15 protein-coding genes are annotated in these 21,649 nt (G+C 55.0%); 14 read left to right on the top strand and 1 reads right to left on the bottom strand.

Features of this window, described 5'->3' with window-relative positions; all coding sequences use genetic code 11:
• Positions 1–35 precede the first annotated feature (35 nt).
• The 3 genes from CSTAT_RS12080 to glpK are packed head-to-tail and all read left to right on the top strand — an operon-like array spanning position 36 to position 3,321.
• Entirely contained in the window at positions 36–995 is a 960-nt protein-coding gene (locus tag CSTAT_RS12080) for a lysophospholipid acyltransferase family protein (protein ID WP_075723633.1), read from the top strand.
• A 2-nt stretch (positions 996–997) separates the two neighbouring features.
• Positions 998–1,822 carry a Cof-type HAD-IIB family hydrolase gene (locus CSTAT_RS12075; protein ID WP_066796786.1) on the top strand — a complete coding sequence of 275 codons (825 nt, stop codon included), beginning with the start codon at positions 998–1,000 and terminating at the stop codon, positions 1,820–1,822.
• Positions 1,822–3,321, top strand: coding sequence for a glycerol kinase GlpK (glpK, locus tag CSTAT_RS12070; RefSeq protein WP_075723632.1), 1,500 nt, complete (start codon positions 1,822–1,824; stop codon positions 3,319–3,321). The genes CSTAT_RS12075 and glpK overlap by 1 nt, the downstream gene beginning before the upstream one ends.
• Before the next feature lie 681 nt (positions 3,322–4,002).
• Here the strand turns inward: glpK and CSTAT_RS12060 are convergent.
• Positions 4,003–6,264 carry an N-acetylmuramoyl-L-alanine amidase gene (locus tag CSTAT_RS12060; protein WP_244892850.1) on the bottom strand — a complete coding sequence of 754 codons (2,262 nt, stop codon included), beginning with the start codon at positions 6,262–6,264 and terminating at the stop codon, positions 4,003–4,005.
• Positions 6,265–6,421: 157 nt separating this feature from the next.
• Between CSTAT_RS12060 and glf the strand changes: the two genes are divergently transcribed.
• The 11 genes from glf to CSTAT_RS12005 all read left to right on the top strand — a co-directional run bounded on the left by glf (position 6,422) and on the right by CSTAT_RS12005 (position 21,470).
• Entirely contained in the window at positions 6,422–7,630 is a 1,209-nt protein-coding gene (glf, locus tag CSTAT_RS12055; protein ID WP_066796772.1) for a UDP-galactopyranose mutase, read from the top strand.
• A 495-nt stretch (positions 7,631–8,125) separates the two neighbouring features.
• Positions 8,126–8,734, top strand: coding sequence for a three-helix bundle dimerization domain-containing protein (locus CSTAT_RS13685; protein ID WP_191374256.1), 609 nt, complete (start codon positions 8,126–8,128; stop codon positions 8,732–8,734).
• A gap of 207 nt (positions 8,735–8,941) precedes the next feature.
• Positions 8,942–10,888: a glycosyltransferase gene (locus tag CSTAT_RS12045; protein WP_075723631.1), complete on the top strand. Its 1,947-nt coding sequence runs from the start codon at positions 8,942–8,944 to the stop codon at positions 10,886–10,888.
• Complete coding sequence (locus CSTAT_RS12040; RefSeq protein ID WP_075723630.1) at positions 10,881–11,405, top strand: phosphatase PAP2 family protein; 525 nt, start codon at positions 10,881–10,883, stop codon at positions 11,403–11,405. Before CSTAT_RS12045 ends, CSTAT_RS12040 begins: the two co-directional genes overlap by 8 nt.
• Positions 11,402–12,409, top strand: coding sequence for a decaprenyl-phosphate phosphoribosyltransferase (locus tag CSTAT_RS12035; RefSeq protein WP_066796763.1), 1,008 nt, complete (start codon positions 11,402–11,404; stop codon positions 12,407–12,409). The genes CSTAT_RS12040 and CSTAT_RS12035 overlap by 4 nt, the downstream gene beginning before the upstream one ends.
• Before the next feature lie 146 nt (positions 12,410–12,555).
• Positions 12,556–14,475: an arabinofuranosyltransferase AftB family protein gene (locus CSTAT_RS12030; RefSeq protein WP_075723929.1), complete on the top strand. Its 1,920-nt coding sequence runs from the start codon at positions 12,556–12,558 to the stop codon at positions 14,473–14,475.
• A 167-nt stretch (positions 14,476–14,642) separates the two neighbouring features.
• On the top strand, positions 14,643–15,674 hold the full coding sequence (locus CSTAT_RS12025; protein ID WP_075723629.1) for an alpha/beta hydrolase: 1,032 nt from the start codon (positions 14,643–14,645) through the stop codon (positions 15,672–15,674).
• A gap of 423 nt (positions 15,675–16,097) precedes the next feature.
• On the top strand, positions 16,098–18,038 hold the full coding sequence (locus tag CSTAT_RS12020; protein ID WP_075723628.1) for an alpha/beta hydrolase-fold protein: 1,941 nt from the start codon (positions 16,098–16,100) through the stop codon (positions 18,036–18,038).
• 12 nt (positions 18,039–18,050) lie between these two features.
• Entirely contained in the window at positions 18,051–18,551 is a 501-nt protein-coding gene (locus CSTAT_RS12015) for a hypothetical protein (RefSeq protein WP_075723627.1), read from the top strand.
• 46 nt (positions 18,552–18,597) lie between these two features.
• Entirely contained in the window at positions 18,598–19,539 is a 942-nt protein-coding gene (locus tag CSTAT_RS12010; protein WP_075723626.1) for a cutinase family protein, read from the top strand.
• A gap of 80 nt (positions 19,540–19,619) precedes the next feature.
• Positions 19,620–21,470, top strand: a complete 1,851-nt coding sequence (locus tag CSTAT_RS12005; protein ID WP_075723625.1) for a FadD32-like long-chain-fatty-acid--AMP ligase — start codon at positions 19,620–19,622, stop codon at positions 21,468–21,470.
• Positions 21,471–21,649: the final 179 nt, after the last annotated feature.

Genomic DNA, 21,649 nt, shown 5'->3' with positions numbered 1-21,649 from the left:
ATCCCGGGCACACAGAAAGCTAGACAAGAAACGTCATGGTTAATTCGAATACCGCGCTCGAGCTGCGCGACCGCATTTTCTGGGTGCCTGTTGACTTAGAACGTCTGCCGCCCCATAAAGAGCGGACAGAACGTCTTTACGCGGGCATTGTTTCGCTTGCACGAAACATCATGCAAGCACAAGGGCTGCGCATTACCGTGTTGGGCGCGGAGAATATCCCTGCCGATGGTGGCGCGGTCTTAGCGATGAACCACACCAGCTATTATGACTTCATTTTAGGTGGTGTACCTGCGTATTTGCGCGGCAAGCGCATGGTGCGGTTTATGGCAAAGAAGGAAATCTTCGGCAACTCCTTCATCGAGTGGCTAGGCAAAAAGATGAAGCACATTCCTGTGGATAGGTCTGCTGGTGGTTCATCGATAAGCGTTGCGGTGGACAGCATCAAAGAGGGCAACCTCGTCGGCATTTTCCCAGAAGCTACTATTTCGCGTTCTTTTGAAATTAAGGACATGAAAAACGGGGCTGCGCGCATCGCAAATGCTGCCGATGCTCCGTTGCTACCTATGGTGTGCTGGGGCTCGCATCGCATCTACCCCAAGGGCGGAGTGAAAAACCTGGGGCGCTCGAAGACGCCGATCATCATGATGGTGGGGGAAGCAATTCCCACTAGCGGTGATGCCGACAAAGATATTGACGCGCTGTACTTTGCCATGAAATCCATGTTGGAGCAGGCACGCCAGCTTTACGATGAACGCTACGGCCCTTTCGAAGACGGCCTTGCCTGGCGTCCAGCGTCCATGAATGGTGCTGCGCCTTCGTTGGAGGAAGCCAACCGGATGGATGCGGCAGACCGCGCTGCCCGTGCGGCGCGAAAAGCCAAAGAGGCAGAGCAAAAAGCTGCTAAAGACGCACGCAAGCAAGAAGATAAGCTAGCCAAGCGTGCGCAAAAACAATTGAAGAAGATGGCTATGAGGGCGCGGAAGGAACAACAATAACCATGGATGCTCCGAAGTTTATTGCCTCGGATATTGATGGAACCTTCCTAAACCCGGATCACCGAGTAGTTCCGCGCAACCGCGACGTCGTTACCCGCGCGGTGGAAGACGGCGCGAAATTTGCTTTGGCTACAGGACGCCCTCATCGCTGGATTCAACCAATTCTGGAACAGATTCCGCTTCGCCCATTATGCGTAACGTCCAATGGTGCGGTGGTCTATGACTCTGACCAAGATCGGATTTTGCGCGCCATTGAAATGGATTCTGCCGCCATGAATGAGATTGTCACCACCGTGCAAGAAATTATGGCGCGCCACGGGGAGGTTTCCTTCGCTGTGGAGCGCGCGGGCGTTTCTTCAAACGATCCGTTGGACACATTGTATGTGGTCGATGAAATCTATGCTGAGCAGGCACCTTTCGAAGGCTTCGGTGTAGCGCCAGTGCACGGTGTGGTTGGCCAGCCAGCGGTGAAGCTGATCATCCGCAATCCTGACATGCAGTCGCAGGAACTCTTCGATCTCATTAATCCGCATGTGGATCCTGATGTCGCGCATGTAACCTTCTCCATTCCGGACGGAATGTTGGAAGTTGCTGCTCCTGGAATCACCAAAGAAATCGGCGTGGCATTCCTCGCCAGCCACTATGGTATTGCGCAAAAGGATGTTATTGCTTTTGGCGATATGCCCAATGACATTGAGATGCTGCAGTGGGCAGGGCTTGGTGTTGCGATGGCGAATGCCGACCAGGCGGTGAAAGACGCTGCCGATATGGTGACGGTTTCTAATGCTGAAGCGGGTGTAGCGCATGTCCTTGAACGGTGGTTCTGATGGGAAAGCAACGCTTCGTCGCTGCTATTGATCAAGGCACTACATCAACACGGTGCATTATTGTTGACCATGAAGGACAAATTTGTGCCTCCGCGCAGTTTGAGCATAAGCAAATCATGCCGCGTCAAGGTTGGGTGGAGCACGATGCGACGGAGATTTGGTACAACGCCCGCCGTGCTGTGTCCGCGGCAATGGTGGATGTGGATGGTTCCCCCGAAGACTTTGTTGCCCTAGGAATCACCAACCAACGAGAAACCGCCGTGGTATGGGATAAGCAAACCGGAAAACCAATCTATAACGCGATTGTGTGGCAAGATACGCGCACTTCACACGCCCTTAACCCGGATGATAAATGGTTGGATCGCACTGGTCTTCTTGCTAACTCTTATCCCGCTGGTCCGAAGATTGCATGGATCCTCGATAATGTTGAGGGCGCGCGCGAGCGCGCTGAGAATGGCGAGCTTCTTGCCGGCACTATCGATACCTGGCTGCTATGGCACCTCACCGGCGGTGCTCGTGGGGATCAGGGCAAGAAGGCTTTGCACCTCACCGACGTCACTAATGCTTCGCGCACCTTGCTCATGGATATTCGTACCCTGCAGTGGGATGAGGAGCTGTGCAAAGAAGTCGGCGTGCCGCTGTCGATTCTGCCGGAGATTCGTCCTAGCATTGGCGACTTTGGACACGTACGCGCAGCTGACTCTTTGGCCAGAGTCCCGATTACTGGTGTGCTCGGCGACCAGCAAGCCGCACTTTTCGGCCAGGCCGCTTTTGAAGAGGGCGAAGCTAAAAACACTTATGGCACAGGCCTGTTCATGCTGCTTAATACCGGTGAACAACCCCGCTGGTCAGGCAATGGATTGCTCACTACCGTAGCTTTCCAGTGCGAAGGGCAAAAGCCGGTCTACGCATTAGAAGGCTCAGTCGCGGTGGGCGGGTCACTTATTCAGTGGCTGCGTGACCAGCTGGGTATCATTCCAAATGCCACGTCCAGTGAAAAGATCGCAGCGAAAGACAACGGCGGAGTCTATGTTGTCCCTGCATTCTCCGGCCTGTTCGCGCCTCGCTGGCGTCCCGATGCCCGAGGCGTTATCGTCGGGTTGACGCGTTTTGCCGACCGCACCCATATTGTCCGCGCTGCCCTAGAGGCAACGTGTTTCCAAACCCGCGAAGTTGTTGAAGCCATGGAAGCTGATTCCGGTATTGAGCTCACCGCGCTGCACGTTGACGGCGGCATGGTGGCCAATGAACTGCTCATGCAGCTACAAGCTGACATCTTAGACACAGAAGTCATTCGTCCGCGTGAGATTGAAACCACGGCGCTCGGTGCTGCTTTTGCTGCCGGTCTGGGCCAAGGCTTCTGGGAAGACTTGAAGTCGTTGGGGGAACTAGTAGCTACGGATAAGTGCTGGACCCCGAATATGGACACTAAAGAACGCGACCGACTTTATACCGAGTGGAACAAAGCAGTCGAGCGTACTTTTAACTGGGAAGACTAGTTTTGCGCAGCGGGAAGAACTTCAAGTAGAAGGTGAGCGCGAGCGGTCCCGTGGTCGGCCGCATCTTTGCTTTGAAAATGAGATAAACACTCGATACCAGCAATAAAAGCGCCGTTAGAACCACAGTGGTTGTTAACGCGTCGTAGAACGTAATCATGGGAGAAACCTCAGAGTTTCTTATTGTGTGATCGCAGCATTGGCCTTCTGATTAGCTAGCACGGTGCCAATAAACAGCACGATAATAATAGGGATGCTCAGTAAGCCAATGGCGGATTCTTCAATGAAGAGGCAAAGGACTCCGAAGATAGCCAGAGCGCTCCCGCTGAATTTCAGATAGCCAGAGGCAGCTTTGTGTCCCTAAATCCATGCTTCGTCGCTGGCCATAAGTTTCGGCGTACGTAGCCCGACCCATGAGTTCATTGGCAATTGTCCGCGGGCCATTTTATTGGCTACATAGAACAAACCTGATCCCGCAATAAGAAAAGTTACGGCCATAATTATGGAGTACACAGTCATCTATTTCCCTTTCGGTTGAAATCCCCCAGTGAATTAGACCTGAGCCCACTGCCCGACTCAGCGACTTTGGGCCTGCAAAAGCGGCGCCTAGCTGTACATAAGCTAGACGCCGCGGGGAGGAGATTCTCAATCAAGTGCTGCCACCGGCATGGCGGCACTCAAAGATTAGTTGGTGTGCACATCCACGGTTGCGGTGTTTGGATCGTAGGTGATGTAGCCGCCCTGGAAATCCACGCGGACGGAATTGCCGCTGGCTTCGCCGCCCACAGCGTACTGGTCAGTCGTAGGCAGACCCAACTGTGCTGCAGTGTCACCTTGTGCCCAGGCACGAGCGAATTCACCAATCAGCGCGTGAGTACCGGTGTCTTCGGAAGATAGCACTACGCCGTTGTTAAAGAGCTGGTAAACAAGCTGCGCGTTCTCAGAATCAGGTCCGCCCACTGGTGCGCCCAAAATTGGTCCAAAGATGTTAAGGATGGAATCAAAAGCAGCGATTGCTTCTTCATTACCGGCAATAGCTAGTAACTGGGAAATGATTCCAGGCAAAGCATCGGCGCTAACACCTGGTGCGACTTCACCGCCGGATTCCGGCAGGGTAACTGCGCCAGCGGTAATTGCAAGACCCGCAACCGCAGCGGCAACCGCGGTTACAGCCTGGATTTCTTCATCGCTGAAATCAGAGGAGCCCTGCTGGTTGGCGCCGCGCTGAGCTATCGATGATAGCCCGGGCAGTACGGCAGCTAGATCGTTGGTGCCGGCCTGCTCGTTGCCCGCATTGCTGCCATTACCACCGAGGACAGGAGCAGAGGTGTCGCCTGTCGGTGGCTGGCTGATCGCGTTTCCTGAAGCGATCGCGTTGTACTTGGTTTTTGTAGCGTTGCGAATTTCATCCCAGCGCGAGATGACGTATCCGCCAGGGCATGCAGTGTAGTGCAGGTCGGAGTGACCGTGGAAGGTAGGCACGGTAGCAGTAGTTCCAGCTGCGTAACGTGCATTGCTGAAACCACCGGAGCGCAAGCTCACAGTGCCGGAAGGATCAAACCCAGATTGGGCGGCCTTCCATGCAGCGATGCTAGTAACAGAATTGAGCATCTCTGCTGAAGGTTGCGCAGTTTCATAGTTACCAATCATGGAAATGCCCCAGGTGTTGCTGTTAAAGCCACCTACGTGAGCACCCATGACACCACGCTCAAGTCCGCCGTAGCGGCCTTCGTAGATGGTGCCGTACTTGTCAACCAGCACGTTGTAGCCCATATCGCACCAGCCAAGAGTCTGTGCGTGGTACTTGAAGATGCCACGAACCTGAGCGGCAGCCTCAGCTGGGGTGTAGTTGTTGTTACCAGCGGTATGGTGCAGGGTTAGCGCCTTGGTTGGCTCAGTGTAATCAGGGTTGGAACAGCGCATGCCCTCATTGGCGCCCCAGCCAGCGCGGGTGACTACCGGCGGCATGCCGTCGGTATCAGCCATGTTGGCAATGCCGCCATCTTGCGCCTTGCCGTCAATAAAGACAGCTTCGAGGTCAGCTGCAGAGACAGCACCGCTTTCTGCCGGGAGATCTTCAGAATCGGCAACGGGCTTAATCTTGCCAATATCACTCGGCTTCGGAGCAACACCTGCAGATACCTGCTGGCCAACACGCTGTGCGGTCTCGGCTACGTCTTCGTCCGTTTCGCCAGATTCTGCTCCATTGGAAGCTGAATTCTCTTGTTCTGGTGCTTCGACCTGCGCGTCATAATTTTGAGTATCAGCTGTCTCTTCTGAAGCTGGAGCATCCGAGGGAGCCGGAGCTGAATCATCGGCAGGCGCGTCTTGTGCGTCTTCGTTGGAATCGAGCTCTTCTTCGACCTCTTGGTCAGAAGGAATGCCTAGGTCAACATTGCCGACGGAGACCTGCACGGCATTGGTGTCGCCAACGAAGATGAGGTCAGTGCCGTTGGTGCCTTCAGTGGTTACGTCCACAGGCTCGGCGCTGAACCATTCGCCCCAGGAACCGTCTTCTTGTTCGGCGCGGACAAAGGCAGCGACATCTTTTTGTCCCTGCCAGGTCAACGCGAACATGGAGAAAGGATCATCCTGGCGGAATTCTTTCACCGCACGAGGGCCTGCGCCTTCGCCTTGGGAAGCGATGGCTGGGTCATCGACCACGACAGTGTTGCCGTCGCCAAAGTTGGCGGAAGAAGAGGTGGCATCGATAGGCCCTGAGCCACCAGATTGCGTATTAAGGATTTGGTTGCCCCCGAAAGCCGCGGCCGCAGCCACGGCGATAGCCGCCAAGGTGGCGGTCACCGGGGTAGCCCACGTGGACTTCGTGGGAACGAGTCGGCGTCGTTGTTGCACTGGAATCTCCCTATCAGTTACTTCGCCCTCAACAAGTGATGTCCTGCCAGGGTTCGAAAAGGCGGTTGCCGGCGCCTTCCCGATGGTCATCTTAAGTGACCATAGTGGTATTAGTAAACAGCTGGAGCTAATGATACAGGTGTGAATAGTGTGGCGCAGGTTGAAACGCGTGGCGTGTTGGTCTCAGATGCACTTCTCGTTGCGTGCCTTTGCAGTATTGCGGAGTGAATCTAATAGGGTGTCTTTTATGACCAACCTTGATAAGACTTACGATCTCATCGTCGTCGGCTCCGGATTTTTCGGCCTGACCGTTGCAGAACGTGCTGCAACACAGCTGGGCAAGCGCGTTTTGGTAATCGAGCGCCGCAACCATCTGGGCGGCAACGCTTACTCCGAGCCAGAGCCAGAAACCGGCATCGAGGTTCACAAGTACGGAGCGCACCTTTTCCACACCTCTAATAAGCGCGTGTGGGACTATGTCACCCAATTCACGGAATTCACCGACTACCAGCACCGCGTTTTCGCCATGCATGATGGCACCGCATACCAATTCCCTATGGGATTGGGTCTGATTAACCAGTTCTTTGGCAAGTACTACTCCCCAGATGAAGCACGTGAGCTCATCAAGGAGCAGGCTGCGGAAATGAATGTGGATGAAGCGCAGAACCTTGAGGAGAAGGCCATCTCTTTGATTGGTCGTCCTTTATATGAGGCCTTCATTCGTGATTACACGGCGAAGCAGTGGCAGACCGATCCGAAGAACTTGCCAGCGGGCAATATCACTCGTTTGCCGGTTCGCTATACCTTTAATAACCGCTACTTCAGTGACACCTATGAAGGTCTGCCAGTTAATGGGTATACCGCGTGGCTGGAAAATATGTGTGCATCAGAGCTTATCGATGTCACCCTCGACACCGATTGGTTTGAGGTTCGTGACCAAGTGCGCGCAGCTTCCCCTGAGGCGCCAGTTGTGTACACCGGTCCTTTGGATCGCTACTTTGATTTCTCAGAGGGCGACTTGGGCTGGCGTACCTTGGACTTCGACATGGAAGTTCTCAACACTGGTGACTTCCAGGGCACCTCAGTGATGAACTACAACGATGCTGACGTTCCCTATACCCGCATCCACGAGTTCCGCCACTTCCACCCTGAGCGCGAGAAGCAGTATCCAGCGGATAAGACCGTCATTATGAAGGAATACTCCCGCGCGGCAGAAAAGGGCGATGAGCCTTATTACCCAATCAACACTCCGGAAGACCGCGAGATGCTGAAGAAGTACCGCGCACTCGCTGCGCAGGAAGCGCGTGAAAATAACGTGCTCTTCGGCGGACGCTTGGGTACCTATCAGTACTTGGACATGCACATGGCTATCGGTTCTGCGCTGTCGATGTTTGATAACAAGCTCGAGCCATTCTTTACGGAAGGTAAACCGCTCGAGCAAGAGCGCGGTCACTAAGTGCTGAGTAGATAAGCATTTAGCTAGCGGCTTGGCGACACTGCCTGATGCTGCCCGGGAATTAACCACGGGTGGCGTCAGGCGTTTGTTGTTAACGGGGGTGGGATTTTTCCATAGGGAAATCTCACGGGGGCAACGACGTCGCCACATAAAAGATCGTCTGTGAGCTCTATCTCTGGCAGGCCTAAACCTTGCGTTGAGAGTTTTAGGCCGCATGTTTTGCACTGTGGGCGGGGGTAGAAGGGCTGCACACAGATTTAACTTAGTCAAAACGGGTCGGGAGTTTTTCAGTTCAAGTCTGTGGCCTGCGGTTTTACTTCGATTCTTGGGGGAGGATTTCCGCACATTCGCGGCTGAAAAAGTACTGGGTTTGCGCCAACTATTTGACAGCGCCCATGGGTTCACCTAAAGTTAACGGTAGGTTAACAAGAGGTTGAATTTAGATACGCTAAATTGCCTTACACCCAAATACCAGAAAGTGAGTGGGGGGAAGAAATGTTTATTGTTAATAATGAGTCACGGTTTGAAACTCTTCGTCAAGATTTGCACGAGGCGTATGGCCATGCTCATGATGCGAAGACTATCAATGCCAAGCTTGATGAAATCATCACGAAGCATAAGAGCAAGGCCATTTTGGATGACTACATCGCTGTTCTGGTTGAGCGAGAAGTAATGGAATACTTCGGCGCGCACCGCAACCACGTCCGCTTCGCGGCGGGTCTCAATACAGACTTGGTTAAGGCCGCGATCGCGTTGACCAAAAAGCACGCTGGCGATGCACTGATCGTCGACGGCGCAGTATCGCATCCTGAAAACCACTCGGAGGGGCATATGGCATATGTCCTGGGAGAGCGCGGACTCAGTGCAGATGAGCGTCATGTACACGAAGCTCGTACCGTGACCATCCCTGACTACATCATCTACCTGGGCGCAGACGTCCCACGTGATGAAGCTGGCAAGGACATCAAGATTTGGCCAATCGCACATGCCCAAGACATGGAGCAAACCCGCGAACTGGCTGATGACTTGGAAGCACGCGTGCTCTACATGCTCAACAAGCTCGGCATCACGCCACAGAGTGAGCAGGTAAAACTCTCCGCTTAGTTTCGCTTATATAAGTGAACTAGAACAAGCACAACCTGAACTAAAGGGGCTGCGATGACCACACCGTCACCGCAGCCCCTTTTTTCGTATTTAAGTTCTCAGGTGATTAACAGCGCCCCCGATGCGCGTTGAGCAAGGTATGCCACGGTGGTAACCAGTACTGTGAATGTTTGAAGACTGTAGTGAAATGGGAGAATTGAAACCATCGTGACAGCAAACAACACTGTTTCTGACAATGCCGTTCAGCGCATTTTATTGCCCAAGCGGGGCGAACCCTTCGATGTTCGCATGCTGTACATCATCGAAGCGGAACAAAACCGCGAGCGCCTGCGCTGGTCTGACCGGACCTCGCTAACGGTACCGGCGGGTGAAGAAGTCTCATTCCAGACTTACTTCAATGCCTTCCCGGCATCCTACTGGCGTCGCTGGTCCCAGCTCGACTCCATTATCTTGGCTTTAGATATTGATGGAGAAGCAAATATCTCTATCTACCGCTCCAAGCAGGATGGCCAGCGCATCTCCGTGGCTAACCACTTGGTAAGTTCTGGCCACCACGAGTTTGAACTGGCCTTAAAGAACTTTGAAGACGGCGGCTGGCTCTGGTTCGATGTCACCGCAGAGTCTGAGGCCACCATCTCACAGGCAGCATGGTGCGCTCCTTCCGCTCCTGGTCCGCAAACCATGCCTGATGGCTCAATCATCGAGCCATCTGAAAAGCGCGTCGCAGTAGGTATTCCGACCTTTAACCGGCCAACCGATGCCGTCGCGGCATTACAGGCACTGGCAGAAGACCCCGTGGTTGATGGCATCATCGACTTTGTTCTTATGCCGGACCAAGGCAACCAGCACCCCGCGGATGAGCCAGGCTACGACGAGGCAGTCGCACACTTCGGAGAGCGTTTCCGTGAATTCCGCCAGGGCAACCTGGGCGGCTCCGGCGGCTACTCGCGCATCATGTTTGAAGCGCTGGAAAACACCGATTCGCCTTTCATCTTGTACATGGATGATGACATCGCGATTGAACCGGACTCCATCCTGCGCGCAGTCCAAGCCGCACGTTATGCCGCTAGCCCCATCATCGTCGGTGGTCAGATGCTGAACCTGCAGGAGCGCAGCCAGCTGCGTACCACCGGTGAGCAGGTCAACCGTGGCGATTTCATGTGGGGGGCTGCTCCGCATGCCGTCTACGATCATGACTTTGCCAAGTACCCACTCTCAGCTATCGGCGACGGTCAAAGCCATAAGGATCCGAATTCCTATGACTCGCGCGCGCTGCACCGCCGCGTCGACGTCGAATACAACGGCTGGTGGATGTGCCTATTCCCACGCATCGTTGCTGAGACCAATGGCCAGCCGCTGCCGCTGTTTATCAAGTGGGATGACACCGAATACTCCCTGCGTGCTGCCGCCAACGGTTTCCCAACCGTGACCTGGCCAGGCGCTGCTATTTGGCACATGGCGTGGGCAGACAAGGACGATGCCATTGACTGGCAGGCCTACTTCCACCTGCGCAACCGCTTGATTGTCGCCGCGTTGTACCACGATGGTGATGCCAAGGGCATTACCCGTTCCATCTTCAAGTCCACCTTGAAGCACACCATGTGCATGGAATACTCCACCATGGCCATCCAAATTGAGGCCATGAAAGACTTCTTGGCTGGTCCCGACCAACTTTTTGACATCCTGGAGTCGTCGTTGCCGCGCATCGCTAAGCTGCGCTCTAACTACTCGGATGCTGTCATCGTCGACTCTGCTGACCAACTGCCAGCGCCAACCGGTGCACCAGGTGTGCCAACTCAAAACATTGGTGGGCGCTTGGCCAAGATCAAGAAGATTCCATGGGCAGTCAAGGGACTAAAGCACCTGCTGTCGAAGGAAGACCCGCGTCACCACGAGGCACCGCAGCTTAACCTCACCCCAGATGAGGCCCGCTGGTTTACCTTGTCTCGCGTCGATTCTGCGACCGTATCCACCGCCGGCGGCACTGGCGTGGCTTTCCGCAAGCGCGACCGTGACTTGGCGCGTGACCTAGTGGAGCAAACCCGTGAGCTGCTAAGTGATATTGAAGACAACTTCGACGAGATGCGCACTGAGTACCGCAAGGCCTTGCCGGAGCTAACTTCGCGTGAATCTTGGAGGAAGATCTTTGAGTAGCTCGAATAAGTTGAGCACGGCTGAATCCCACATTCTCGAAAGCATCCAGAATGTAGCTTTCGATACACCTGGGGTTTTGCCCACCGCACGCGGTCTAAGCCACATGGGCGAACACGCACTGGGCTGGATGGGCCTATCGGCGCTGGGCTGGAGCCTGGATAAGAAACGTCGCCGGCAGTGGATTGCCGTGGGCGCCTCGGCTTTTACCGCCCATGCCGCCTCTGTTGTCATCAAGCGAATTGTCAGGCGCAAGCGTCCAGATTATTCTTACGTGCGCGTTGGAGTTGGAACACCGTCTAAATTGTCGTTTCCTTCTTCACACTCGACCTCGACTACTGCCTTTTTGGTTGCTGTCGCACGCCTGTATGGAACCTCCGCGCCGCTTGCCGGAATTCCAGTCATGATGCTCTCACGCATGGTGCTCGGTGTGCATTATCCGACCGATACTGCTTTCGGAGCAGCTTTGGGTGCGGCAACCGCTGAAGCGATCACTCGTTATGAAAGGAAAACTGCATGACCGAGAAGCCTGAAACCTTTGAAGGTGACGGCCAGCAGAAGTTTTTCCACCCTGAACCACATACCCAGGGTATTGAGGACTCCCGCAAGCGCCAGCCGCCGAAGAACCTTGCCGATGGCATGATCAAAGCGCTGCGTCCTAAGCAGTGGGTAAAAAACGTTCTGGTCCTGGCAGCTCCTGCAGCTGCCGGTGCTGATGCGCTCTTTCACACCCGCACCTTATTGGATGTGGCCTTAGCGTTCATCGTCTTTTGCCTTGGCGCCTCTTCGATCTACTTAATCAATGACGCGCGCGACGTCGACGCTGACCGTGCGCACCCGACCAAGCGTTTCCGCCCAATCGCCGCTGGCGTGCTGCCAGTCAACCTGGCCTATGTCATGTCGGTTGTGCTCATCGTCGCGGCGGTGGGGCTGTCCTTCCTGGCCACATCTGGTTTGCAACTGGCACTGGTCATTGCGGTCTACATCGCGCTACAGCTGGGCTACTGCTTCGGCTGGAAGCACATGCCAGTTATCGATATCGCCCTAGTCTCGTCCGGCTTTATGTTGCGTACGATGGCCGGCGGTGTTGCTGCAGGCATCGAACTGTCCCAGTGGTTCTTGCTGGTTGCAGCCTTTGGCTCTTTGTTCATGGCTTCTGGTAAGCGCTACTCCGAGATTCTTCTGGCAGAGCGCACCGGCGCCAAGATTCGCAAGTCTTTGGCTGGCTATACCCCGACCTACCTGCGCTTTGTATGGACTCTTTCGGCTACCGCGGTGGTAATGAGCTACTCGCTGTGGGGCTTTCAGCTCGCTAATGAAACTGAAGGCTGGGCGGCTGTCTGGTACCAGATTTCCATGGTGCCATTTACCATCGCCATCCTGCGCTACGCAGCCGATGTGGACCGCGGCCGCGGCGGCGCACCGGATGAGATTGCCCTAGAAGATCGCACCTTGCAGATCTTGGCACTGCTGTGGCTGGCATGTATCGCCATGGCCGTTTACGTCTTCCCGCTGTTCGCTTAAGCGCAACTTATTTAAGCAGAACTCGAATGCACCTCATCAGGAATTTTTCTTTGGTGGGGTGCTTTTGGCGTCTCGGGGGAGACAAAGGTGATTCTCCTGTGTGTTAAGTTTCCCGGGTGGGTGGGCACCGAGTAACCTCTAAAATCATGCACCATGCCTCAACCCGTACTTTAGTAGAGCGTCAGTCCACCTGGTGGGCTTACGGTACGGCTGTGATCGTCGGAGTTGTGGCGTTTATCGTCGGTTTCCAGCGCCGCTGGATGTCAGACGATGGACTCATCGTGCTGCGTACCGTACGTAACTTACTTGCTGGCAACGGCCCAGTCTTTAACGCCGGTGAACGCGTGGAGGCTAATACTTCTACGCTGTGGCAGTACATCATCACGCTGGTGCACATCATTACCCGCCAAGAATTAGCGGTCGTCGCACTGTATTGCGCACTCGGGCTCTCCGTGCTCGCCGTTGTTATCGGCTGCTGGGCTACCGCCCGGTTGTATAAACCCGAAAGTGGACCGGCTGCAACGCCCGTGCACTGGTCCACGTGGACGGTCATTCCCGCAGGCGTACTGATCTACATTTCCTTGCCGCCTGCCCGCGACTTCTTTACCTCCGGTTTGGAGTGGGGTCTGTCCATTTTCTACCTCGCGGTGCTGTGGGCGCTGCTGTTGTGGTGGGCCGGCAACACGGATGGCAGCAAGAACCTAGATCTTTCCGCTCTCGTTTTAGCCTTCTGGGCCGGGCTGAGCTGGCTGGTACGCCCCGAACTTGCGCTCTACGGCGGGGTGGCGGGCATCGTGCTTTTCCTCGCACACCGCAATTGGAAAAAGTGGCTTTTAATCCTCGCAGTAGCTTTGCCCGTTCCCGGTGGTTATGAAATCTTCCGCATGGGTTATTACGGACTGCTCACCCCGCACACCGCGGTGGCAAAATCCGCCAGTGATTCACAGTGGGGCTCGGGCTTTAACTACTTAGGCGATTTCATTGGCCCTTATTGGCTGTCGTTGCCCGTTTTGGTGCTCGCCGTTGTCGGCGCCTTCGCGCTGAGGCACCCGTTGAATCTCGCAACCGCGAGGGCTCAAGCTCTGTCCTCGCGCCGTCGGTACCGGGACGCATCTGAGACAGATAATAAGAAACAGCGCCGCGCAATGTGGACGTGGATGGATGACGCCCGCTCCGAAAAGGCTGCGGTCATCGTGCTGGTCGGCTGCGCCCTCTTACACATTATTTATGTACTGCGCGTCGGCGGTGACTTCATGCACGGACGCATGTTCCTCTTGCCACTGTTCGCCTTGCTGCTGCCAGTATTTGTGCTTCCACTGAATCTCTTTGGAAATATCATTATTGGCGCGGTCATCACCGCAGCGATTGCTCTTTGGTCACTAGTTATTGCCTACCGCGGTCTGCCAAATGATTGGTCTGAGTTTGATACCGGGCGCATCATTGTTGATGAGCGTGAATTTTGGACTTATGCCACCGGCCGCGAGCAAGGCCACCCGCCCTTGAACGCCGAGGATTTCCACGGATCCCCATTCCTGAACGGCTGGGATGGTGGAATCGCAGCGTTGGATTCGGGCGATGCAATGATGCTGCGCTATCTGAAAACACCAGAACCAGAAGAATTTGATTGGCAGCCCATCCCGCGCGATGAAAATCGAACTGACCCGCCCACCGTGTACTTGGTCAACATGGGTATGTCGTCGATGAATGCCCCACTGAATGTGCGTGTCCTGGACAATATCGGCCTTGCCACTCCGATTGCTGCACGTCAGCCGCGGATCGAAGATGGGCGCGTGGGGCACGATAAGAATTTGGACCGCATCTGGCAGGTCGCAGATTCTGCAGCTGACCTTGAGCAACTGCCGGAGTGGATTGATAAAGATGACGCGAAGGCAGCGCGTGCGGCATTGGAGACGGAGGAATTCCAGAAGCTCTTTGCCACCTACCGCGACCCGCTGACGGTTAAGCGCTTTTTGGCCAATATCGCATTTTCGCTTAGCGATGGCCGTACGATGCAGCTTTCCTCTGATCCTTACGATTACCTGCCGGAAAACTTCTCTGAGCGGTAGAATCTGCCAGTGAATTTTTAAAAACTACTAATTTCACTTGATGTGCGTTACGCTTACGTCAACTGTTATCCTTTCGTGATGTTAACGCTTGGGACTTTCTAAGCGATAGATGTGAAGTACATAAAAATTGCGACTTGGACGTTGTAGCAAAAGTTATTAGGAGAAACATGAAGTTCCTTACTGCGACCAGCACGGGGTTTTATCGCCGTGCCATCGCCGTGCTCGCGGCAGTAGTCATGGTGGCGACCATGCTCACTGTTGCGGGCGCACCGAAGGCAGAAGCTGCTAACCGTGACTGGCTGCGCCCAGACGCCAATGGCAAGTGCGATTGGGACCCCGTTAAGTACTGGGTTCAGCGTTGTGACGTGTGGTCTGCTTCCATGGGTCGTACCGTTCCGGTTCAAATCCAGCCAGCAAAGCGCGGCGGCAACGCAGCTTTGTACCTGCTTGATGGTCTGCGCGCGACCGAACGCACCAACGCTTGGGTCAACGACGTCAACGCGGCACGTCTGTACGAACCACACAACATCACCTTGGTTATGCCAATCGGTGGCGCGGCTTCCTTCTACGCTGACTGGGATGGTCCAGCAAAATACGACCTGACTGATCCGGTCAACTACCAGTGGGAAACCTTCTTGACCAAGGAGCTCAAGGGCTACCTGCAGCGTCAGTTCGGTGTTTCTCCAACCAATAACTCGATTGCTGGTCTGTCCATGGGCGGCACCGCTGCCATCACCTTGGCTGGTAAGCACCGTGACCAGTTCCGCCAGACTCTGTCCTACTCTGGTTACCTAGCGACTACTGTTCCAGGTGCGCAGACCCTGATGCGTTTAGCGTTACTTGATGCTGGCGGTTTCAACCTCAACGCAATGTACGGCTCTATAATTAGCCCGCGTCGCTTCGAAAACGACCCATTCAACCAGATTGAAAACCTGCGCGGTGCTGATGTCTACATCTCTGCAGGCTCCGGTATTCCAAGTCCATCTGATGCGAATTACCCATGGAACCTCGCATTGTCTGGCGCGGCTTTGGAAGCAGTAGCCTTGGGCACCACCCGCATCTGGGATACTAAGGCGCGCGCACTGGGCGTGAACTTCACCGCGAACTACCCAGCAACTGGTATTCACAACTGGAACCAGTTTGGTTCACAGCTGTCCAAGACCAAGAACCGCGTTCTGGATGTCATGAACGCTTGGTAATACTTTCGTCCTAGCGCAATTACCACCGCGCCCCCTGATTTCTTGCTTAAAGCAAGAGGCAGGGGGCGGGGTGGTTTTCTTTATGGTGCGGTGTGTCGCCATCACGAAAGTCTGAAGTTCAACTTAAACTTAAGCACACAACAGACAGCTACTTACTTTAAAATTCGCAGCTGCCGGAGGAGGGGAACCTTCGGGAGATGGGAAGAGCATGACGGTAGTACCGCTCTTTGGTGCCACAACCTGTGGCACCTGATTTTTGGCTATCTCATGACACTTTAAACAAGTGTTGGACTGACAACGTATTTTGTGTGTTTACCGTTGCCACACACATCTTGGTGGCGCATGGAATACAGGTGTGTCCACTTTTTCTAGCGAGAGAACATAAATTTAATTCACCTACACACCAACGATGAGGACATGTTCATGCGCTCTAAAGATTCCCGTTCCACCGTGTCTAACCCCTCTGCAAAGCGTCGCCGCATGGCGCTGGTAGCGCTGCCGACCGCAGCCGTGCTGGGGTTATCCCTGATTCCTTTCGCAGGCGCACAGTCCTTGTTGCCAGGTGGCTCGAGCCTTTCTGACTCGGTTGCACCAGGCAACCCACCGCAGCGCGATCCCATCAACACCACCTACCCAGAGGTAGAAGGCTTGCCAGAAGGCGTTGATGTCAACCGCGTGGAGTACCTCTCCCCACGCCACGTTAAGGTCTACATCAAGTCTGCCGCCATGCCCGAGCATGAGCAGGTAGTACAAATCCTCCTGGCTCGTGACTGGTACTCCCAGCCAGATAAGCAGTTCCCAGAGGTGTGGGCACTCGATGGCCTGCGTGCGCGTGACGATGAATCCGGCTGGACCATTGAGACCAATATCGAGCAGTACTACGCCGACAAGAACGTCAACGTGATCATGCCAGTGGGCGGCGAATCCTCTTTCTACTCTGACTGGGCTGAGCCTGATAACGGCAAGCACTACATGTGGGAGACCTTCCTGACCCAGGAACTCGTGCCAATTTTGGACAATGAGTTCCGCTCCAACAAGCAGCGCGCCGTCGTCGGTATATCCATGGGCGGTACCGCAGCGGTGAACTTGGCAGAGCGCCACCCATACCTGTTCGACTTCGTCGGTTCTTTCTCCGGCTACTTGGATACGACCTCCACGGGTATGCCGCGGGCAATTCAGGCAGCGCAGGCGGATGCTGGTGGATACGACTCCACAAAGATGTGGGGAGAGCCCTACTCGCAGGAATGGTACAACCACGATCCAAAGCTGGGAATTAAAGAACTCAAGGACATCACCACCTATGTCTCTGCTGGTTCCGGCCAAGATGACTATGGCCAGGAAAACTCGGTAGCCAAGGGCGAGGCTAACTATGCTGGCATGGGACTGGAGGTGATCTCCCGCATGACCACTGACTCCTTCGTCAAGCGCGCAAAGCGCGAAGGCGTCGATGTCATCTCCAAGCTGCGCCCCTCTGGTGTTCACAGCTGGGAATACTGGCAGTTCGAAATGACCCAGGCGTGGCCATATGTCGCCGATACCTTCGGCCTTGGTGAAGTCGACCGCGGTGCTGACTGTGAAGTCACCGGCGATATCGCAACCGTCACCGGCAACGTCGATATTGGTAACTGCCTTAACAATGAATACGACGTGGAGGACGGCAAGGCGCAGGATTTCTCTAAGGGAACCGCGTACTGGTCACCAGATAACGGCGCACACGCGCTCTTCGGACGCATCAACGCGCGCTACGCCGAGATTGGCGGACCAAGCTCGTGGTTGGGCTTCCCACTTACCGGTGAGAAGACCACTCCGGATGGCAAGGGGCGCTTCGTGCACTTTGAAAACGGTTCAATCTACTGGACCGCATCGACAGGCGCATATGCCGTCACCAAATCCATGATGGGTATCTGGGGAAACAATGGCTATGAAAACGGCGATCTGAAGTACCCAACTGGTCCAGTGACCAACATCGAAGGTGGCGGCCAGTTCCAGAACTTCCAAAACGGTGTCCTTGTCGAAGCCAAGGAAGGAAACTCCAAGAAGGGCTACATCGTCCACGGCGCTATTGGCGCCAAGTACAAGGAGATGGGCGGCCCTAATTCCGCAGCTGGGGCACCACGCGGTGGCGAGAAGAAGATCAAGGGCGGCTTCTTCCAGGAATTTGAAAACGGCAATATCTACTGGTCCGCTTCCTCTGGCGCGTACTTCATCCCTTACGGTGAAATCTTTGACCACTGGGGCGACAACGGCTACGAGAACGGCAAGTACGGCTACCCAACCTCTGACCAGGAAGACATCCCAGCTGGTGGCTTGAAGCAAGACTTCCAAGGCGGCACCATCCGCCAAATTATGGGCCGTGTGTCCTAAGGAGTAATAGCGATGAAGCGACTAATGACAGGCACGCTCGCGCTGCTAGCTACTTTCACCTTGGCAGCGTGTGGCTCTGCCACTGTAGAAAGCGGCTCGGAAGTATCTCCCGATGCCACCGTGGCACCACTAGAGCGCGGTGACGGCGATTTGTTGTCCTCGTCTGAGTCAGAAACTTCAGAAGAGAGAAGTTCGAAGGAGAGCACGGAGGCATCGACAAGCAAAAGCGAACCAGCGCCTGAAGACCGTGGCGCGCAGGAAGTAGAACAAGCCCCCACCCCGCAAGTTGATACTTCCAATGCTGGATTCCTCGATGCCGTCGCCGGCGGCGGAGTCGACATAACTGGAGTAGAAAACCAACTTGTTAGCGCAGCTCACACTGCCTGCGACCCGGACGATGACGTCACCGTACTGGCCGTCGCGGGACAGCTTGTAGAGCAAGAACGCACGGACAAGGACGTTGAGGAAGTCGTTGCATTGATCAACGAACAGGCACAGGCAGCCTACTGCTAGCGAAATTCTTGATCCTTGCCAGGATAATGGAGTAGAACTTCCCCCTATGAGAAAAACACTGACTATCCTCGCCGTCATCATTGTTCTAGTGGTGGTCGGCGGGGGAGCCGCGCAGTACTTAATGCGTGAGACTTCCAGCCCATCCGGCGATGGCGACCGCACGCCGGCGCCTGGGGAGTCTACTGAAGCTGCGCCCGAGACTCCGGAACAACCAGAATGGTGCCCGGCTTATGAGTTCATTTCTGCGCCAGGTACATGGGAATCATCGGCTGACGATGACCCCTTCAACCCGCAGGCGAACTCCCGTTCTTTCATGCTGTCTATAACTAATCCTTTGAAAGAACAATTCGGTGAAGACCAGGTACGTGTGTGGACCTTGCCTTATACCGCGCAGTTTCGCAGTGTTCAATCACAACAAGAGATGAGCTACGACGACTCCCGCAACGAAGGCCGCGCAAAGCTCGAAGGTGAGCTCAAGTGGATGCACGGTGAGTGCCCACAGACGCAGTTTATTTTGGCTGGCTTTTCCCAAGGCGCTGTGATCGTTGGTGACGTTGCCGATGATATCGGCGGCGGCACGGGTGTTATTCCTGCCGAATCCGTCGCAGGCGTAACCGCGATTGCCGATGGCCGTCGTGAAAATGGCGTCGGTATTAATCCTGGTAATAAAGTCAACGGCATCGGCGCAGAAATTGCGCTGCAGCCAGTAACCGGTTTGGTGCAGTTGGTTGTGCCGGGCGCATCCATGCGTGGGCCACGTCCGAATGACTTCGGATCTTTGGCGGATAGGACTTATCAGATCTGCGCGCCATCGGATAGCATCTGCGACGCGCCACACAATATTGGCAATGCTGCAGAACGCGCCATGGAGCTTATAGACGCCAACGGCGTGCACGCGCTCTATGCCTACAACGACAATGTTATCCCAGGCATGACCACCAATCAGTGGGTTGTGGGCTGGGCATCGAAAATCATAAACGGCGGCTAACTTACTATCAGGTAACGTTTTAGACAATAATACTGATAGTTTTAAATGCCTAAGTTAACACTTCTTTAAAAGGAGATTCCATGGATTTGCATGCCGCAATGCAGCAGTTCTACAACGATAAGGGAGAAATCACCTTAGCCCCGCAGCTTTCTTTAGCGGGCTTGGCAGAGTTGCTGTACCAAGGCGACTTGCACACCGGTGGCGGAGACCGCAAGGTTCTGCGCTATTGGGATTACTCCAACTCCCGCGAAGGCGAACTGGTGGTATTTACCCGCCAGGAAGTCAATACGCGTATTAAGGCCGTGGCCGCACGCTTGCAGCAGGTCGGCAAATTAAATGACCGCGTAGCCATCTTGGCAGGTAACTCCCCGGAGTACCTGTTTGGCTTTATCGGCGCGCTGTATGCCGGCATGGTTCCTGTGCCGCTTTATGATCCAAATGAGCCGGGCCACGCGGACCACCTCACCGCCGTGTTTGCAGACTGCCAGCCCAAGTTCGTGCTGACTAACTCGGAATCGGCGCAGGCGGTGCGCACGCACTTCTCGGCGCTGCCATCCCGTGAGCGTCCACGTATTTTGTCGGTTGATTCCTTGCCGGATTCCTTGGCGGAATCTTATGTCACCCCGCAGTCGACGCTGGAAGGCCAGCAGTTGCTGGCGATGTCGACGGTCATGCCGATCGACCAAGCCGCATTCTTGCAGTACACCTCCGGTTCAACCCGCACGCCCGCGGGCGTGGAGCTTACCAACCGCTCCATTTTGACTAACGTTTTGCAGATTTACGCTGCTGCGAAGCTGAAGATGCCGCTGCGCCTAGTTACCTGGTTGCCGCTGCACCACGACATGGGCATCATCTTGTCGCTGTTCGTAGTGATTATGGGCTTGCCATTTGAGATGATGCGTCCGCGTGACTTCATCCAGCAGCCCAAGCGCTGGATTGACCAGCTCAAACGCAAGGACATCGACGAGAAGCTCGCAGCAACCTACGCCGTTGTACCTAACTTCGCACTCGAGCTGGCTACTCGCTACGGCAAGCCAACTGAGGGCGAAGAGCTGGACTTGTCCAATATCGACGGCATCATCATTGGTTCAGAGCCAGTGACCGAAACCGCCGTGGAGAACTTCTACGAGGTATTCAAAGACTTCGGTCTAGACCGCAAGGTTCTGCGTCCATCGTACGGCTTGGCTGAGGCATCGCTGCTGGTTTCGACGCCACAAAATGATGAGCGCCCTGTGTTTAACCACTTTAACCGCGAGGCCTTGGCCAATGGCGAGGCGAAGCCTCAGGAGAAATCGGATGACACCGTGCCATTCGCGTCCAACGGTCAGGTGGTTACGGGACAGTACCTGACCATCGTGGATCCAGAAACCCGCGCCGAAGTTGAAGACGGCGTCGTGGGCGAGCTGTGGGCACATGGCGAAAACATGGCTGTGGGCTACCTCGGCCGCGAAGAAGAAACCAAGGCCACCTTCCGCAACACCTTGGGTGAGCGTTTGGCATCCGGCAGCCGCGTCGAAGGCGCGCCTGACGATGACAAGTGGATGGCCACCGGCGACTTGGGCACCATCCTGGACGGCGAGCTCTACATCACCGGCCGTTTGAAGGACCTCATTGTTATTGCAGGGCGTAACCACTACCCACAAGACATTGAAGGCACCATCCAAGAAGCAACTGACCACGTACGCCCGGACTCGATTGCGGCGTTCTCCGTGGAAGGCGAAAACACCGAGCAGTTGATTGTCTTGGTGGAGCGCGCTGATTCCGCTGATGAATCCGGCGATGCGGCAGCCACCGAAGCAATTCGTACCGCCGTTAGCAAGAACCACGGCATCGTGCCAGATGCGATTGAGTGGAAAGCACCACATGAGATCAACCGCACCTCATCCGGCAAGATTGCTCGCCGCGTAGCAAAGAAGCACTACATGGGCTAACCTGCCACGGGAAATTTACCTGCGGCAACACCCCTGCCCGGTCCAGCTGCAACGAGCTAGGCCGGGCGTTGTGATTTTCAAAACCAACAGCACATGATGTGTACTAGTGGTATGTAACAATAAACCGGACATGTCGCGATATGACAATGTAACTGGTTTTCTTAGTGAATTAGTGATTT

It is taken from the genome of Corynebacterium stationis, from assembly GCF_001941345.1.
Taxonomy (GTDB): Bacteria; Actinomycetota; Actinomycetes; order Mycobacteriales; family Mycobacteriaceae; genus Corynebacterium; species Corynebacterium stationis.
Note: the sequence above shows the minus strand (reverse complement) of the source record. Positions and strands in the feature narration are given on the sequence as shown.

What these genes read in the sequence shown, in the direction of transcription:
- CSTAT_RS12080 (WP_075723633.1), top strand. Translation starts at nt 36, where the DNA reads ATGGTTAATTCGAATACCGCGCTCGAGCTGCGCGACCGCATTTTCTGG.
- CSTAT_RS12075 (WP_066796786.1), top strand. Translation starts at nt 998, where the DNA reads ATGGATGCTCCGAAGTTTATTGCCTCGGATATTGATGGAACCTTCCTA.
- glpK (WP_075723632.1), top strand. Translation starts at nt 1,822, where the DNA reads ATGGGAAAGCAACGCTTCGTCGCTGCTATTGATCAAGGCACTACATCA.
- CSTAT_RS12060 (WP_244892850.1), bottom strand. Translation starts at nt 6,264, where the DNA reads ATGACCATCGGGAAGGCGCCGGCAACCGCCTTTTCGAACCCTGGCAGG.
- glf (WP_066796772.1), top strand. Translation starts at nt 6,422, where the DNA reads ATGACCAACCTTGATAAGACTTACGATCTCATCGTCGTCGGCTCCGGA.
- CSTAT_RS13685 (WP_191374256.1), top strand. Translation starts at nt 8,126, where the DNA reads ATGTTTATTGTTAATAATGAGTCACGGTTTGAAACTCTTCGTCAAGAT.
- CSTAT_RS12035 (WP_066796763.1), top strand. Translation starts at nt 11,402, where the DNA reads ATGACCGAGAAGCCTGAAACCTTTGAAGGTGACGGCCAGCAGAAGTTT.
- CSTAT_RS12030 (WP_075723929.1), top strand. Translation starts at nt 12,556, where the DNA reads ATGCACCATGCCTCAACCCGTACTTTAGTAGAGCGTCAGTCCACCTGG.
- CSTAT_RS12025 (WP_075723629.1), top strand. Translation starts at nt 14,643, where the DNA reads ATGAAGTTCCTTACTGCGACCAGCACGGGGTTTTATCGCCGTGCCATC.
- CSTAT_RS12020 (WP_075723628.1), top strand. Translation starts at nt 16,098, where the DNA reads ATGCGCTCTAAAGATTCCCGTTCCACCGTGTCTAACCCCTCTGCAAAG.
- CSTAT_RS12015 (WP_075723627.1), top strand. Translation starts at nt 18,051, where the DNA reads ATGAAGCGACTAATGACAGGCACGCTCGCGCTGCTAGCTACTTTCACC.
- CSTAT_RS12010 (WP_075723626.1), top strand. Translation starts at nt 18,598, where the DNA reads ATGAGAAAAACACTGACTATCCTCGCCGTCATCATTGTTCTAGTGGTG.
- CSTAT_RS12005 (WP_075723625.1), top strand. Translation starts at nt 19,620, where the DNA reads ATGGATTTGCATGCCGCAATGCAGCAGTTCTACAACGATAAGGGAGAA.